The organism is Rhodospirillales bacterium (assembly GCA_020638175.1).
Lineage (GTDB): Bacteria > Pseudomonadota > Alphaproteobacteria > Micavibrionales > Micavibrionaceae > JACKJA01.
On record JACKJA010000002.1, the window covers coordinates 1,212,585 to 1,228,332 of the forward strand.

The window sequence follows — 15,748 nt, forward strand, 5'->3', positions numbered from 1 at the left end:
CTGAATAGCGGGTTTCTCAAGCTTTTTCAATGATATTTACAAAATGATTGGTGATCGGATAACGGCGGTCGCGGCCAAAGGCGCGCGATGTGACTTTAACGCCGGGCGGGGCTTGCCGGCGCTTGTATTCCGCAAGGTCGAGCATCCGCCAGACCCGCCGCACGGTTTCGGGCGCATGCCCGCGGGCCACGATGCCGTCAACGCCCAGATCAAGCTCGATCAGGCAGTGCAGGATATCGTCCAGTTCCTCGTACGGGGGCAGGGTGTCCTGATCGCACTGGTCGGGCTTGAGTTCCGCCGTTGGTTTTTTGGTGATGATACTCTCCGGGATGACCGGGCTTTGTGTGTTCCGCCAGCGCGAAAGTTCATAAACCTGTACTTTATAAACATCCTTTAACACATTGAAACCACCACACATATCGCCGTAGAGAGTGGCGTATCCCACGGCCATTTCCGACTTGTTCCCGGTTGATAAAACCATCCGTCCGCTGGCATTGGACAGCGCCATCAGGATCAATCCGCGGCAGCGTGGCTGGATGTTTTCATGTGTCACAGGCGGCGCGTCTTTCAGGAACGAGGCCAGTTCATTTTCAAAGGCGGTAACGGCGCTTTCAATGGATATGATTTCATAGGAAGCCCCTAGCGCCTTGGCGCAGTTTTCCGCATCGTCAAGGCTTTCCTGTGATGTAAATTTGCTGGGCATCATCACGCATTGCACGCGCTCTGGCCCCAGCGCATCAACGGCGATTGCGGCGGACAAGGCGCTGTCGATCCCGCCACTCATCCCGATAATCACGCCGGGAAACCGGTTTTTGCTGACGTAATCGCGCAACCCGGTAACAAGGGCTGTGTAAAGGACTTTGTGCGGGTCTTCGTCTGGTACGTCTGAGGGAGAAGAAGCCAAAGGGTAAAAGACCGTCCGGGCGGATTCCTCAAACTTAACCATCTGTTCAAGAACGCGGCCATCTTTATCAAGCACAAACGATGCCCCGTCAAAAACCAGTTCGTCCTGCCCGCCGCATTGATTGACGTAGAGCAGGGGCAGGGCGTTTTCCTGTGCCCGTCGGCGGGCTTGCTCCTGCCGCAAATCGTTTTTGTCGGCCTCGAACGGGCTGGCATTCAAAACGATCAGAAGCGCCGCGCCCCGGCTTTTCAGATGAGCGGCAACGTCTGGACTCCACATATCTTCGCAAATCATGATGCCCAGATTGACCCCTTTGAAGGAAACCGGATCGGGCAGGGGGCCGGGTGTAAAAACCCGCAATTCATCAAACACTCCGTAATTGGGAAGCAGGTGCTTGGCGCGGACGGCTTTGATTGCGCCGCCTTCAATCAACAGCGCGGCATTGTACGTCTTGCCGTCAATCCGCCACGGCGCGGAAATCAACAGCGCGGGGCCGTTTTTTTCACTTTCCGAAACGAGCGCACGTACGGCCGATTCAACCTTATCAAGGAAAAAGGGCTTGAGGATCAGGTCTTCTGGCGGATAGCCGCATACGGAGAGTTCAGGGAACACGATCAAATCGGTCTGCGCAGACATTTCGTCGCGTACACGCCGGATTTTATCCAGATTGTATGGCATATCCCCGACAATCGGATTGATCTGGGAAAGTGTGATGGAAAGGGGTGTCGTCATGGTTTGCTATTTAACCACTAAGCCCCGCAGCCACCAAGTGAATTTTACTGATTTGTAAAGCGCGGCTCTCCATGAAGGCGATGCTTCACGGACGTCTCAAGGGCCGGCCAGTAACGGGCTTTATCACAGTCATAACGCATCTCGCCGTCAATAAGTATTTTTTCGGCAACCCATGCATTGCCGCGCGCGGAGCGATTTGACGAATTTCTGAGGTCACCGAGCAAGCGCTCTCCATCCTTGAGATTTACGGTAGAGCGTCCTTCGTCTTTTATCGCCTCGACAACAAACCGTGAAGCCCGGTCAGCAAAGTCCGTGCAGACATCGACTTCCTGAGGTTTTTGCAACGGAGACGCGCAGGCGGATGTTGCAAAGGCAAAAGCAAAAGCGGGGGCAAGAAATTTCATACTTGATCCGATCGTTATTCTTGTTAATTAGGCTTCAAAACCTGTTTGTATTGCTCATCCGTGCATCCGTAATTGACCTTTCCATCTGACAGGATGGCGAACCCGGTATCCATAGCCACCTCTGCCAGACCTTCAATCTCTTCACCCGGCTCAATAGCAGCGCCCACTTGCGCCTTGAGTTTTTGAGAGACAACAAAAGAAGCTTCCATGAAGAAAGGTCGCGCGCGTTCTACAAAATCGGCGCAAACATCATTTTCCGGCTGGGCGTTGGCCGCGCCACCGGTAACCAAAAGGGTAGCCAAGACAGGTGCTAGTTTATTCATTTTGTTATCCTCCCTATATGAGATATGGGAAAGATATATGTAAACAAATAAGCTGTCAAATTTATTTGATGGCCTTTAACTCGTCCGCTACCAAAAACGCCAGTTCCAATGCCTGGTTGGCATTCAAACGCGGGTCACACGCGGTGTGATAACGTTCGGATAACTGGTCTTCGGCCAACTCCTTGGCACCGCCCGTGCATTCGGTCACATCCTGTCCGGTCAGTTCCAGATGAATCCCGCCGGGGTGGGTGCCTTCGCTCTTGTGAACGGCGAAAAACCCTTTGATTTCGGCCATGATGTGGTCGAAGTTCCGGGTTTTATAGCCATTCTCGGCTTTGTAGACATTGCCGTGCATGGGATCGCACGACCAGACAACACTGCGGCCTTCTTCCTTGACCTTGCGGACCAGTGGCGGCAGTTTGTCGGCGACGCCCTCATGCCCCATGCGGGAGATCAGAGTCAGGCGTCCGGGGTCGTTATCCGGATTCAGAATGTCAATCAGCTTGAGCAGGGTATCGGTTTCCATGTGCGGCCCGACTTTCAGGCCAATCGGGTTTTTGATGCCGCGGACAAATTCGATTTGCGCGCCGTCGGTCTGGTGCGTTCGTGCCCCGATCCACAGGAAGTGTGCCGAACAATCATACGGGTCGCCCGTCGTGCTATCGGTCCGGGTTAACGCCTCTTCATAAGGCAGCAAAAGAGCCTCGTGACAGGTATAAAAATCGGTTTGCTTGACGATTTCCGGGGTTTTTTCGCGGGTAATGCCGCAAGCGCTCATGAACGATAGCGTCCGGCTGATTTCCTCGGCCAGCGCGTTGTAACGCTCTTTCAAGGGGCTGTCATCGACGAAATCGAGGTTCCAGCGGTGAACTTGATGCAGGTCGGCATAACCGCCGCTGGCAAAAGCCCGTAAAAGGTTCAGGGTCGCGGCTGCCTGATGATAGGCTTCGATCATGCGCTGCGGATCGGGTTCGCGGGCTTCGGCGGTAAATTTCAGGGCATTAATAATGTCCCCGCGGTAGCTGGGCAGTTTAAGACCGTTTTTCTCTTCGAAATCGTCCGAACGCGGTTTGGCGAATTGCCCGGCCATCCGGCCCATCTTGACGACCGGCAAACCGCCGGCAAAGGTCAATGTCACAGCCATCTGCAGGACAACCCGAAACGTGTCGCGGATTTTTACCGCGCCAAATTCGGCGAAACTTTCCGCGCAATCGCCGCCTTGCAGCAGAAAAGCACGGCCATCGGCAACCTCGGCCAGTTGTTTTTTGAGCGTACGGGCTTCCCCGGCAAAAACCAGCGGCGGCATTTTGGCAAGGCGGGCCTCGGCGGCTTTCAGCGCCGTTTCATCCTTGTACACCGGCAGTTGTTTGGCCGGTTTGTCTCTCCATCCCGATGGGGTCCAATTTTGTGTCATGCGGTTTTTTCGCCTTTCTCTAACAGGAATGTATCTGTTTATGAAATTCCGTCCATAGCCGCAAGGCAAAAACGTTTTCAAATCTGTGCCAGAATGAGGTATAAAGAAAGACAGGCTGTTCGGCCATTCTTGGAACCATGTCCCCGCAGGAGAAGTTTTTTGCCACAGGAACAGATTATTTCCGCGTCAGCGCCGGATTGTTTTTATGACCTGTTTGATGAGTTGAAGGCTCTTTGTCTGGACGTTCCGCCTGAGGGCGCGTATACGGAGCCATCAATTCTGTCTCTGGTTTTTGATGAATTGAAAGCCCAGTTCGGCAAGGAATATAAATGCCTGAACAAAGCGTCCGAGGTTTTATTCGGGCCGGCGTCGGATAACTTTGGCGCACAGGCTACGGAAGTATTCTTACAGTGGGAGGATGGCGATGGCTGTGTATCGCTTCCGGCGTTGATTGCCCATGCCATAACCGCGTTTGATCTGGACGTCGGCCTCCCCGAGGTCAAAGCCGTTTTCCTGTCTTCTGTGCTGGCGGAAATCCCGAATTCCTTACGCTATCACGGCAACGAACATTACCGTAAGGTTCTGTTCCACGCGATCCGGCTGATTTCCACCCATAACCGGCTGGCGGCGGGAACGGACGACGTGTTATCGGGGCATGAGATTGCCTTGTTGCTGGCGGCATCCTGCATTCATGATCTGGGGCACGAAGGCGGCGACAATATGCGCGATGGCGTCTATACGCCGGGCTATATGGAACAGCATGCCTATGATCTGGCGCGCCCTTATTATGAAGCGCTGGGGATGGATAGTGATTCCTGCGGCGAGATAGAATCCATGGTGTTTTGCACCGATATTACGTTTTTTGCCGGTGAAAACAGCCCCTGTGTGCGGTTGAAAAAAATATACCGCTATATGTTCTGGGGAGAGGACAATGATGATGTCCTGATGATGATGGTCGGGAAACTGCGGCGCTATGCTGATAACCCCAAGCTGGTTTTGATGGCGATGTTTCTGCATGAAGCCGATATTGCCTCATCAGCCGGGATGAGCTACGAGTGGACAATCCGTGAAACCATAAAATTTATGGAGGAACGGGGTATGCGCTCGGCAGGACCAAAGGTTGTTCTGGCGTTCCTGCGGGAGCAGCTCGGCGAGACCATGTTCACCGATGCCGCCAAGCAGCTTTATGGCCCCGTGATGAGCGCTGTGGTTGAACAGGCCGAAGCGGATAAGCGCGAGACATACTACGAATAACGGACAACGAACGGCGTACCACCTGATGCGTCCTATATCATCCGGGCCAGCGGCGATGCAGCCACAGCCATTGCGCCGGGTGTTCGATAATCCATTCTTCCAGCATTTTATGGGCATCGCCAATGATGTCTTCGAGCGTACGTTCCGTACCCTCCGGGGTAAAGAGTGGCAAGGGGGGATAAATGGTGACCCGAAAATGCGCCCCCTCCAGACGCTCTATACGTCCCGGCACCAAGGGACATTTGAATTTTTGCGGTAATTCGGCAAAAGCCGGGCTGGTCATGGCATCCCGGCCAAAAAACGGAATAGCCAGCCCCTCGTTATATTTCTGGTCAATTAAAATCCCGATATGGCGGCCTTCCTTCATGCTGCGCAAAATCTGGCGGGCGCCGGTTTTCGATTTGGGAATAGCTTTCAGATCGCCGGTAATGTTTCGGGCCTTTGTCAGGATATGGTCAACCGCGGGATTGTTCGGGGCGCGGTAAATCGCATCGGTTGGTAAAAAGGTCTGGATCGTCAGGGCCGCAGCTTCCCAGTTAGCCAGATGGGCGCCGAACACGACACCGCTCTGGTCATCATTTTTAAGGGTTTCCAGTATATCAGAGCCGATAAGCTCCACCCGTTCCGAAAGGATTTGCCGTAGATGCGGATACTCGGCCATGACCCGCCCCAGATTGTCCCACATCCCGGCAAGGATTTCGCCGTACTCCTGATCGTCACGGCCTGGCAGGGCCGTTTTGATGTTGGCCAGGGCTTTCCGGGACGTCGCCAGGCGTGGGCCGATGGTCCGGCCCAGCCAGCCGCCAAGGGCCGAGGCAGCATCGAGCGCCATCAAGCCGAACAAGGCCATAATCAGCCAGATGAAAATATACTCAAAAAAATACCTTATATTTTTCATCATGTTATTTTGTTTTTTTAATCTTGTCTGTCAATGTATTTTCAAGATCATCCGGGGCATTCCATACAATCTCGATCGGCATGACGATCGGCTTTTGTTCCCGGATAAAGGCCGCCGGTAATTTGACGGCATCTTTTTGTGTGGTGATAAGGCGGGCCTTGCGGGCCGTCGCTTTGTCTATCAAGGTCTGCAAATCATGCGCCGTATAGGCATGGTGATCTGGAAAGCTTTGAAAAGCCGCGATATCCAGTCCGTAATCTTCCAGTGTAGCTTTGAATTTTTCTGGCCGTCCCAGTCCGGCAAAGGCAACGTATGGGATCGATCTATCCGTTTCGAAGCCTTCCGGCACCTGTATGTGCCCGGAAAAGGCTGGTTTATCAAGCGGAAGCAAGGCATGTACGTCTGTTTTATCATCGCCAATAATCAAAAACGCATCGGCTCGCGCCAGCCCTGTTTCCAGCGGCTCGCGCAGTGGTCCGGCGGGCAGGGGGCGACCGTTGCCGAAACCGGCGCTGCCGTCAATTACCACCAGCGACAGGGTCTTTCGCAAAGACGGGTTTTGCAGGCCGTCATCCATGATAATCAGATCAAATCCCTGTTCCCGTGCCAAAAGCGCGCCGTGTTGGCGCTCTGTGGCAACAATGGTGGGGCCGGCCGCCGCCAGCAGCAAGGCTTCGTCTCCGACCTCTTGAGGTGTATGCATGGCGGGATCAACCAGCAGCGGCCCTTTTTCCGTGCCGCCATAACCGCGGTTAAGAAAACAGGGACGCTCAGAGATTGCTTTGGCGGTTACCAGCTTGTAAAGCGCCAGCGCGGTCGGGGTTTTTCCCGATCCCCCAGCCACCAGATTTCCTACGCAAATAACCGGTATCCCCGGATCATAGGCGGGGTGTACGCTCCGTTTTCGTTGATGCAGGGCTTGGGCGCCTTGATACAGCCATGAGAGCGGAGCCAGAAAGCAGGCCGTCAGGCTGGGTTTTTTATACCAGAATGACGGGGTGCTCAGGCGCATTTCTGGCCGTCCGCTTTGGATTCAACAGGGGGGGCTGCCAGATAAGGAGCAAGTTTTTGCATGATTTTTTCAAGGACGGTGGCCTTGTCGTGAGCAAAACGGGCGGCCTTGTTTTGCAGCGCCGCCAAGCCTTCTTCGTCATGAAGCAATTTTTCAAGGCGCGTGTGGAAATCGGTTTCGTCTTTTAGACGCAGGGCTGCCCCGGCCTTGTCCATTTCATCATAGATAATTTGCAGGTTTTGAACCCGCGGCCCGTGCAGAACAGCGCAATCCAGCTGCGCCGCCTCAATCGGGTTATGGCCGCCGCCGCCATCCATGCTGAAGGATCGCCCGATACAGACCAGCGGGGCCAGCCGGTAAAACAGGCCAAGATCGCCCATGGTGTCGACGATATATACGGACGTTTTATCGGTTATTTTTTGGTTGTTATCTGACTTTAAACAATAGTTTATAGAGTTTTCTTCGCAGATTTTCTTTATTTCATCGCGCCGTTCCGGGTGCCGCGGCACAACAATCGTCAAAAGATCAGGAATCTTTTTGCAGGCATGACGGTGCAGGCGGCAGGCCAGCTCTTCCTCGCCGCGGTGCGTGCTGGCATAAAGCCAGAGCGGGCGGCCTTCAAGGGTTTTGCTAAAGGCTTTGAGTTCTTGAGGGTTACAGGGAAGCGGCGCCGCGCTGTATTTAAGGTTTCCCGCCGTAAAAACATGCTGGGCCCCCAGTTTTTCAAAGGCTTCTTTGTCGGGAACGCTCTGGGCGATAATCAGGGCAAAGCTGTCCAGCAGCTTTCTGATCTCTCCGGCTGCCAGCTTCCAGCGTTTTTGTGAACGGTCGGACAGGCGTGCATTGAGCAGGATTGCCGGAATATGACGCTTTTGCAGGGTTAAAAGCATATTCGGCCATAATTCCGATTCAAGCCACAACGCCAGATCCGGTTGCCAGTGATCCAGAAAGGCTTCCACCCACTGCGGATGATCCAGCGGATAGTATTGGTGAAAAGCCGCCGGCGGCAGGCGCTTTGCCATCAGGTCCGCCGATGTGCGGGTGCCCGTCGTCACCAGAATATGCTTGTCGGGAGCTTGCTTTAAAAGAGCGTCGATAACAATCAGGGCGGATTGTGCCTCACCGACGCTGGCAGCGTGCAGCCATATCAGGGACCCGGCGGGGCGGAGCTTTGAAGAAATCCCCATGCGTTCGGACAGACGTGCAGGATCTTCCTTTCCCAGCCGGCAACGCTTTTTTAAAATCCGGCGCAGCAACGGCGCCGATATGCGGGTGAAAGCGGAATAAAGTTTCAACATTAAAAGGGCCGGGCGTTCATTTTCTGTTAGGGGTTTTCCGTGTACCTTGTAGATATACGGGTTTTCCCCGGTTTTGCAAAGAGGAGGGCGTTATGCGCCGTGTTTTTTATACGGATAACAATCCGGATCGTAAACAACTGCAGCAGGAACTGTTGATGCGGATGCGCGCCTTGCGCTCCCGGATTGCTCCTGATGTGCTGGCGCGGGCGCAAGCCTCACTATCCGGCATTTCTTTTGATGCACAGCAAAAGCCCTGCGAAGAGGATATCGATTCAGAAGGCAACATTAGAATCGACCAGAAAAAGAATCTGCAAACGGTGATGCAATTTTTGGCCCTGAATCCGGACAACACCAAAGTTCACAAAGAAATAAGTCTCTGGCTCACGGAAGACAATAGCCGCTAGTCAACTCCGCGCTTTAGAAGCTTTATGCTCTTTTACTGACAGCTATTGGCGGCAGCATTAAACCAGCAACCCGGGTTCGGACAAACGGCATCTCCATAAGCAGGCGGTGCGAAGTTGTTTCTCTTTACCGTTACACCGGTTTTGATCGGTGGGTTATGACAGACCGGAGCCATCGGGTGCCCTTTATACATGATCCAGGCCAGATAGGTCTTGACCGGGTCTTCCAGATAAGGCGCGGCATCATTTGGGTTCTCTGCAGCCAGGGTATACAGGGCTTCTTTGCCATTAAACGCAATGGTCAGATGAATCGGGTTAATAGATGGCAAGCATGATGCCATGGCATGCGGAAGATCTCGGGGGTCGTCGGAGCCATACCAGGGAAAATCAAAGAATCCGTCCTTGTCGCTTCTGTCGCTATAAGGCAAATTATAAAAATCAATACAACGGGCGGCTTGCCAGACTTTAAACATGTTTTGACAGTGATAGCCGCCCCCGCCGACACCACCAATCCCCCCCCCAAAGTTTAGGCGGTCACCAATAAAATTGTGACTAAAATTCCATTGAAGATAGAGGCTTAGGGCATCGCCGACCATTAAGACCAGCAAATCTCGCGTTTGACCGGGCAGGCGGACTTCCGGGGTCCCGATATGACTGTTTTCGCTAAACAGGTCTTCACCGGCCAGATGCCCGACCAGGCTGCCAAAACAGGAGTACGTCAAAACACTATCCGGTTTGGCGATCAGGTTCTGGTTCTGGGCGATTTCCCGCTGCGCCTCCATGCGGCCGCGCGCTTCCAGCGCATCCATATATTGTGGGTCACAGGCTGTGTCAGCGGCAGCGTACGCTTGGTGTGTCGCCGTGGAAACAATCGTAATCATGAGGAAGGAAAAACAAAGAAGATAACGGAACATCATGGAGTGATGGTCAGCCTGATTGGTGCGTCCGTTCATGGTTAATTGCCCCCTCTGTTGGTTCTTCCCCGCATTGTAGTACAGTTTTACGGCCCTGTCATGCCTCGCATGAGGAGAACTGCAAAAATAAGCCTACATTAAAATTTTACTAGAAATGGCAGGGGAAGAGCAAATTTTATTCAATTTTTATGAATGGGCGCGGAGAGCTCTTTAAACCATAACCGGCAGATCAATATCCAAAATGGCCATGTTGAAATCATAGGAAATTTCGCCATCTTCGTCATCTTTGTAGATAACGCCCAGAAATTCACCATCAAGGAGAACTTCGACGGAATCGTCAGCCTGAGCGCGCGTACGCAAGGTAATTTTGTCATTGCCGAGTTTGCGGCACAGGTATTTTTGCAGACGCTGCGCGTCCTGAGAGGTGAAAGCCATAAATATCTCCTTGATTGCGAACAGCCCTATGCTGCTTGTTTTTGGGGGGGCGTGTCAAGTCCGTCAGCGACAATTTTGTGGCAGTGTTGTGACAAAGCCCGCCGGTCCTCATACAGCGAAGAATCGCAAGGCTCATGAAAACGGATTTTGACAGTCGCGCCCCGGCTTTTGGCAAAAGCCCATAAATGCGGCAACAAAGTCATGTCGCCATACCAGGCATACAGGTCGCGCAGAGCTTGCTTGTGTGCGGGCTGTCCGTCTACTTCCAGAATACTGATGGTAACGGGTTGAACGGCCAGCGGCGCCAGCCCGTCCTGATGCTTGAGGGCAATACTGAACAGGCTTGATTTGAAGGGAACGACGGCGGTGCCGTCTGTGGATGTGCCTTCTGGAAACAATATAATGTTTTTGCCGGAGGCCAGCATATTGTCGAGGGCGTTTTTACCCTGAACGGCTTTACTGCGGGAACGGCTGATAAAGGCCGTCTGGTGCAACCGGGCTAGAAACCCGAATAGCGGCCACCGCGATACATCTTCCTTGGCTACAAAACAGGCTGAAAGCTGGCAGCCCAGAATAACAATATCGAGATAGGAAATATGATTGGCGACAAAAAAAGTCTGCCGCTTGTCTTCGTTGTGAGAACCTTCGATCACGGCCCGAATCTTAAATATATGGCAGCATCCGGCCATAAACAGGTGCGGTATCACGAGAGCCGCTTTGCCTTTGCCGCCGGTGATGAAAAGGACGAGGGGCTGTGTTGGAATAACGGCCACGCAGATCAGCAAAAAGGCGCACATTTTGTAAAGGGCGACCAGTGTGCGCATCAGGCGGTTTCTCCCGCTTTCCGGGATGGTTCGGTTTCCCAGCTTTCACCCGGTCCGGGGACATGCCGCTGGACTTTACGGGCATAGAACCGGCGATAGCTCTCGCTGGCATTGCGGATCGGAAAGATAATGCAGACATCCGTCGTGTTGAACTGGTGATCGATGTAGGCGCCATCGCCGATATAGGCACCAAGACGAATATATCCCTTTATCAGAGCAGGCAGCTCGCGCAGGGCTTTGTCCGGGTCGATCTGGTCCTTGGGGATAATGTTCATGTCGACGTAAGTCGCCTCTACAGCGCGCGTCCGGAGATTTTCGGGGGCTAAATGATAGTGGTACAGGTACGATAGCGATTCAGCGATGGAATCAATATTCGTTCCGTGGAAGCTGGCGCAACCGAACATCAGGTCAATCTGGTGGTCGATCATGTAATTGGTGATCCCTTGCCAGAGCATCTGGAGAACCGGACGAATGCGGTATTCTTCCAGAACGCAGGAGCGCCCGAGTTCCAGCAAGGTCTGGTCGCTGCTTAAAAGCGGGGAAATGTCATATTCGTCGCTGGTGTAAAAGCGGCCATGCTTTTCAGCGATTTCCCGACGAATCAAACGGTATGTGCCGACAATCTGGTCCTGCGGGTTATCAATGCGCTCATCAATAACAATCAGGTGATCGGCGACATCGTCAAAGGCGTCAAAGTCTCTTTTCTCACGGGCGACGTCGGCGCTGGCCTGTGCGGCGCATTCTTCATAAAAGACTTTGTAGCGCAGCCGTTGGGCGGCTTCAATCTCATCACTGGTCCGGGCAAGGCGGACTGATATCTGTCTAGGGGAGGCAGGGGGGGCGCTCATGATCATATTGCGGGTGCCGTATAACGGTTTCTCGTCGGGGTTTACGCGGTTCCCATAATCACAAAGGGGCCAGCTGACCCCGGCATATTCACCATTCTCGGCAGGAAGTGTCAAGAAACAATTTCCTTTTCCGAAAGGAGAGGGGCAGACAAACATGGATTTTCTGCTTAAAATGGAAAACATCGAGGGACGAGCGAAAGGAAAACAGGGTGTCGGAAAAGAGCACGAAAAAGCAAGCCAGGGGAACCGGTGGCCGGGATATTGTTATTTTTCTGGCGTTGATCGTAATCGCTGTGGTCGGTGTGCATTTCTATCTGAAGGAACACCAGATCGCTCCTCTGACAGTTGTGGAGACAACGGGCACCTCGCTCCCTGCCACAACGCAGGAGACATCTTCCTTGCCGCCGCCCGTCGTTGTCGAGGAAGAATCCCCTGAAGCAATTCCGGAACAAACGATGATCGAAGAGCCAGCGAAGGAGATCGAGAGCACAGAAGAAACGATCCCGGAAGAGCCTGCGCCGGTTATCGAACAGCCCGCGGTAGCGCCTGAGAACGACGAGACAATCACTATTGATGTCCGCAATCCCGGAATTGTATTGCGTAGCTCCGTGATGAAAGAAGGCCGCCGTATTCCCCTGAATCATACATGTTATTGGGAAAACACCTCTCCGCCTTTGTCGTGGAGCAATATACCGGAAGGCACGAAGAGTTTTGTTATTACCATGGAGCGCCGGGAAGACGGCAAAAAACCGTTTTTGAATTGGCTGGCTTATAATATTGCGGGGGATCGTCAGTCAGTTCCGGTCGATATGGCGGCCTCATCGGCAGCGGAAGGCGGCGCGCTGGGGCTCAATGGTCACGGCAGCTACGGCTATGCCGGTCCGTGCGAACCCAAAGGCACATATCCCTATGTCTACACAATCTATGCGCTGGATACGGTTCTCGACCTGCCGGACGGGGCCAGTTATGTTGATGTCACGCGGGCGATGGACGGCCATGTCCTCGATACCGGCGCCTTACGGGTGAATCACTATTTCAGGATGTAAAAGGGCTAGAGAGCCTCGGTTAGCTCCGGCAAGACATCAAACAAATCCGCCACCAGTCCGTAGTCGGCCACCTGAAAGATAGGCGCTTCTTCGTCTTTGTTGATGGCCACGATAACCTTTGATTCTTTCATCCCGGCAAGATGCTGGATAGCTCCGGAAATTCCAACGGCAATATAAAGCTGCGGCGCGACGATTTTCCCCGTCTGCCCGACTTGCATGTCGTTCGGGCAGTACCCGGCATCCACCGCCGCCCGCGAAGCGCCGATGGCGGCGCCGAGCTTGTCGGCGACAGGTTCCAGCAATTTGTGGAAATTCTCGTTGCTGCCCATGCCGCGGCCTCCGGAAATAATGATCTTGGCGGTCGCCAGGTCCGGGCGTTCGCTTTTGGTGAGCTCTTGCCCGGTAAAGGTTGTCAGGCCAGTATCGCCGGCACTGTCGATATTTTCGACCGGGGCGTTTCCACCTTCGGATTTAGCTGGATCAAAGGCCGTCGGGCGCACCGTCAGAACAACTTTTTTATCGTTGCTTTTAACCGCCGCAAAAGCATTTCCGGCATAAATCGGGCGAACGAATGTGTCGGAGGATTCGATGCCCGTAATGTCGGATATTTGCTGGACATCCAGAAGTGCTGCGACACGAGGCATTATATTTTTACCAAAAAATGACGCCGGGGCGATGATATGACTGTAACCATCCGCAAGCTTTACAATCAGGGCTGCAAAGTTTTCCGCCAGCGGATGAGCGTACGCGGCATCATCGGCATGCAAGACACTCTTGATACCGTGAATAGCTGAGGCTTGGCCCAGCGCGCCCTGACACTGATGACCGGCAAGAAGGACATGCACGTCAGGATCAATCTGCCGCGCGGCGGTGACCGTGTTGTAAACGTTGGGATTAAGAGCGTTGTTGTTATGTTCGGCAATGACGAGAACGGGCATATCAGATCACCTTTGCTTCGTTTTTCAGTTTATCAACCAGCGCCGCCACGGACTCCACCTTGATCCCGGCTTGCCGTTTCGGCGGTTCGCTGATTTTCAGGATTTGCGTGCGCGGAGCTATATCGACACCCAGCTCATCCGGGGTTTTTGTATCCAGAGGCTTTTGCTTGGCCTTCATGATGTTCGGCAGCGACGCATAACGTGGTTCGTTCAGCCGCAGGTCAACTGTAATGACCGCGGGCAGGGCCATAGACAACGTTTCCAGGCCACCGTCAATTTCCCGTGTAACGACGGCCTTGCCACCATCAATGTCGATTTTTGAGGCAAACGTGCCTTGGGCCCAGCCGAGCAGACCCGCCAGCATTTGACCCGTCTGGTTGTTGTCGTCGTCAATCGCCTGTTTCCCCATAAGGATCAAGTCGGGCGTCTCCTGCGCGGCTATAGCTTTGAGCAGCTTGGCAACAGCCAGCGGCTCCAGTGTTTCATCCGTCAGGATATGTATAGCGCGGTCGGCCCCCATGGCCAGAGCGGTGCGCAGCGTTTCCTGACATTTATCAATGCCGGCGGTTACAGCGATGACCTCGGTCGCTTTACCGGCTTCTTTCAGGCGCACGGCTTCTTCTACGGCAATCTCGCAGAACGGGTTCATCGACATTTTGACATTTTGCGTTTCAACGCCGCTATTATCGGATTTAACCCGAATCGTAACGTAGGCATCAATAACGCGTTTGACGGGAACAAGAATTTTCATGGATATGACCAAGGTTATTTTTGGGATGGTTTCATAGTACTTGAAACGGTATGATAGCCCGAACTGGTCGATTCCGGCAAGGGGAAGCTGTGCAAAATTTTAATAGTTTCCTAAACGGTTCGACGCTATCATGGAAACACGTAGTTTAGAAAAATATAATATAAAACAGGACGCATGAATAATCCCGCTCAGCCAAATGCCGGCGTACATGGCAAGCCGAAACAAAATGACGCTTATAGTCTTAGCAACTTCCGCATCCTGATTGTTGAAGATTACCCCTTTATGGCGGATCTGATTGCCACGATGCTTCGCGAATTCGGCGTCGGGAATATCGTTATGGCCAATAGCGGTTCCGAAGCCAAAGAAATGCTCGTGATGTTGAACACAGACCCCGGTTCGCGCAACCATATCGATATGATCGTCACCGACTGGTTGATGCCCGATGGGGATGGCACGGATTTGCTGGATTGGATCCGGGGTCATAAAAAGGATACCGTAAAATTTATTCCGGTTATTCTGTGCAGTGCCTATACCAGCGAAGAAGTCGTGGAAATAGGGCGCGATCATGGTGCGAACGAAGTGTTGGTTAAGCCTGTATCGGCCAAGAAGCTGGCAAGTCGCTTGCTGCATATGATTGACCATCCGCGGCCTTTTATTAAAGCGCCGGACTTTTTTGGACCGGATCGCCGCCGTAAAGTTGAACCTTTCGATGGGGAAGATAAACGCAAGATGAAACCGGAGGAAATTAAGGAGAGTCATGAGCGAATCTGATTTTGAAAATGAGGGGACGCAGGACAATCAGCCAGAAGAAGAGCGCGCTGATGAAGGTCAGCAGGTTGAGATACTTCACCGTGCCAACCGGCTGAAGCTGAAAGCGGGAGCCTCTTCTTTATATGCGGGGCCGGGGTTCTTGGATCCGCGGGCTGTAAATCGTGCGGAAACCGTTATCCAGCGCAAAGAGGCGGCCTATACAATCGAGGTTGAGGATGTCTTGAAAAATCTGGAGCGTGCATGGAAGGAAGCTCTTTCCCTGCCGCCGGAGGAAACATCGTCGGTTATCGAAGAGCTTTACCATTACGCGAATCACGTGAAAGATTTGGCGGCGACATTTGGTTATGAGTTAATGCAACATTTTGGCTATTCTCTTCGCTCTTTTGCTTCAAAAATCGACATGTCTAAAAAGGCCCACCATATCATAGTGCGAGCCCATCTGGACGTGATGTGGGTGGTGTACCATGAAAACATCAAAGATCACGGTGGCCCTAAAGCCGAAGAGCTAAAGAAAATTGTGGCGCAGGCTATTGAAAAATACAGTTAAGGAAGACGGCAGCAATAGAAACGAAAGGGTAATT

General features: G+C 53.0%; 18 protein-coding genes. 5 read left to right on the forward strand and 13 right to left on the reverse strand.

Going from position 1 to position 15,748, the window contains the following annotated elements; all coding sequences use genetic code 11:
• Positions 1-16: 16 nt before the first annotated feature.
• The 4 genes from H6868_05840 to H6868_05855 form a co-directional block, all read right to left on the reverse strand.
• On the reverse strand, positions 17-1,636 hold the full coding sequence (locus tag H6868_05840; GenBank protein MCB9988842.1) for an NAD+ synthase: 1,620 nt from the start codon (positions 1,634-1,636) through the stop codon (positions 17-19).
• A gap of 44 nt (positions 1,637-1,680) precedes the next feature.
• Positions 1,681-2,040 (reverse strand): hypothetical protein, encoded by a 360-nt coding sequence (locus H6868_05845; GenBank protein MCB9988843.1) that lies wholly within the window; start codon positions 2,038-2,040, stop codon positions 1,681-1,683.
• 23 nt (positions 2,041-2,063) lie between these two features.
• Entirely contained in the window at positions 2,064-2,363 is a 300-nt protein-coding gene (locus H6868_05850) for a hypothetical protein (GenBank protein ID MCB9988844.1), read from the reverse strand.
• 61 nt (positions 2,364-2,424) lie between these two features.
• Positions 2,425-3,777 carry a 3-deoxy-7-phosphoheptulonate synthase class II gene (locus tag H6868_05855; GenBank protein ID MCB9988845.1) on the reverse strand — a complete coding sequence of 451 codons (1,353 nt, stop codon included), beginning with the start codon at positions 3,775-3,777 and terminating at the stop codon, positions 2,425-2,427.
• A gap of 159 nt (positions 3,778-3,936) precedes the next feature.
• On the opposite strand from H6868_05855, the gene H6868_05860 reads away from it, so the two are divergent.
• Positions 3,937-5,031 carry a hypothetical protein gene (locus tag H6868_05860; GenBank protein MCB9988846.1) on the forward strand — a complete coding sequence of 365 codons (1,095 nt, stop codon included), beginning with the start codon at positions 3,937-3,939 and terminating at the stop codon, positions 5,029-5,031.
• Positions 5,032-5,068: 37 nt separating this feature from the next.
• Here the strand turns inward: H6868_05860 and H6868_05865 are convergent, their stop codons facing one another.
• The 3 genes from H6868_05865 to H6868_05875 are packed head-to-tail and all read right to left on the reverse strand — an operon-like array spanning position 5,069 to position 8,239.
• Positions 5,069-5,929 carry a lipid A biosynthesis acyltransferase gene (locus H6868_05865; protein ID MCB9988847.1) on the reverse strand — a complete coding sequence of 287 codons (861 nt, stop codon included), beginning with the start codon at positions 5,927-5,929 and terminating at the stop codon, positions 5,069-5,071.
• Between the two features lie 4 nt (positions 5,930-5,933).
• Complete coding sequence (gene lpxK, locus H6868_05870; GenBank protein MCB9988848.1) at positions 5,934-6,941, reverse strand: tetraacyldisaccharide 4'-kinase; 1,008 nt, start codon at positions 6,939-6,941, stop codon at positions 5,934-5,936.
• A complete protein-coding gene (locus tag H6868_05875) occupies positions 6,932-8,239 on the reverse strand; it encodes a 3-deoxy-D-manno-octulosonic acid transferase (GenBank protein ID MCB9988849.1) in 1,308 nt (435 codons plus the stop codon). Before H6868_05875 ends, lpxK begins: the two co-directional genes overlap by 10 nt.
• Before the next feature lie 92 nt (positions 8,240-8,331).
• Between H6868_05875 and H6868_05880 the strand changes: the two genes are divergently transcribed.
• Positions 8,332-8,643 carry a hypothetical protein gene (locus H6868_05880; protein MCB9988850.1) on the forward strand — a complete coding sequence of 104 codons (312 nt, stop codon included), beginning with the start codon at positions 8,332-8,334 and terminating at the stop codon, positions 8,641-8,643.
• A gap of 32 nt (positions 8,644-8,675) precedes the next feature.
• Here the strand turns inward: H6868_05880 and H6868_05885 are convergent, their stop codons facing one another.
• From H6868_05885 to H6868_05900, 4 genes are all read right to left on the reverse strand, one after another.
• Positions 8,676-9,593, reverse strand: a complete 918-nt coding sequence (locus H6868_05885) for a hypothetical protein (protein ID MCB9988851.1) — start codon at positions 9,591-9,593, stop codon at positions 8,676-8,678.
• A 171-nt stretch (positions 9,594-9,764) separates the two neighbouring features.
• Entirely contained in the window at positions 9,765-9,989 is a 225-nt protein-coding gene (locus tag H6868_05890) for a DUF3126 family protein (protein ID MCB9988852.1), read from the reverse strand.
• 26 nt (positions 9,990-10,015) lie between these two features.
• Entirely contained in the window at positions 10,016-10,813 is a 798-nt protein-coding gene (locus H6868_05895; protein MCB9988853.1) for a 1-acyl-sn-glycerol-3-phosphate acyltransferase, read from the reverse strand.
• Positions 10,813-11,667 (reverse strand): GNAT family N-acetyltransferase, encoded by an 855-nt coding sequence (locus H6868_05900; protein MCB9988854.1) that lies wholly within the window; start codon positions 11,665-11,667, stop codon positions 10,813-10,815. The genes H6868_05895 and H6868_05900 overlap by 1 nt, the downstream gene beginning before the upstream one ends.
• Positions 11,668-11,870: 203 nt before the next feature.
• Between H6868_05900 and H6868_05905 the strand changes: the two genes are divergently transcribed.
• A complete protein-coding gene (locus H6868_05905) occupies positions 11,871-12,707 on the forward strand; it encodes a YbhB/YbcL family Raf kinase inhibitor-like protein (GenBank protein MCB9988855.1) in 837 nt (278 codons plus the stop codon).
• A gap of 5 nt (positions 12,708-12,712) precedes the next feature.
• Here H6868_05905 and H6868_05910 read toward each other — a convergent pair whose 3' ends face one another.
• Positions 12,713-13,645 (reverse strand): electron transfer flavoprotein subunit alpha/FixB family protein, encoded by a 933-nt coding sequence (locus H6868_05910; protein ID MCB9988856.1) that lies wholly within the window; start codon positions 13,643-13,645, stop codon positions 12,713-12,715.
• 1 nt (position 13,646) lies between these two features.
• Positions 13,647-14,396, reverse strand: a complete 750-nt coding sequence (locus H6868_05915) for an electron transfer flavoprotein subunit beta/FixA family protein (protein MCB9988857.1) — start codon at positions 14,394-14,396, stop codon at positions 13,647-13,649.
• A 174-nt stretch (positions 14,397-14,570) separates the two neighbouring features.
• Here H6868_05915 and H6868_05920 point away from each other — a divergent pair, with 174 nt between their 5' ends.
• Complete coding sequence (locus H6868_05920) at positions 14,571-15,167, forward strand: response regulator (protein MCB9988858.1); 597 nt, start codon at positions 14,571-14,573, stop codon at positions 15,165-15,167.
• Positions 15,154-15,714 carry a hypothetical protein gene (locus H6868_05925; GenBank protein MCB9988859.1) on the forward strand — a complete coding sequence of 187 codons (561 nt, stop codon included), beginning with the start codon at positions 15,154-15,156 and terminating at the stop codon, positions 15,712-15,714. The genes H6868_05920 and H6868_05925 overlap by 14 nt, the downstream gene beginning before the upstream one ends.
• Positions 15,715-15,748: the final 34 nt, after the last annotated feature.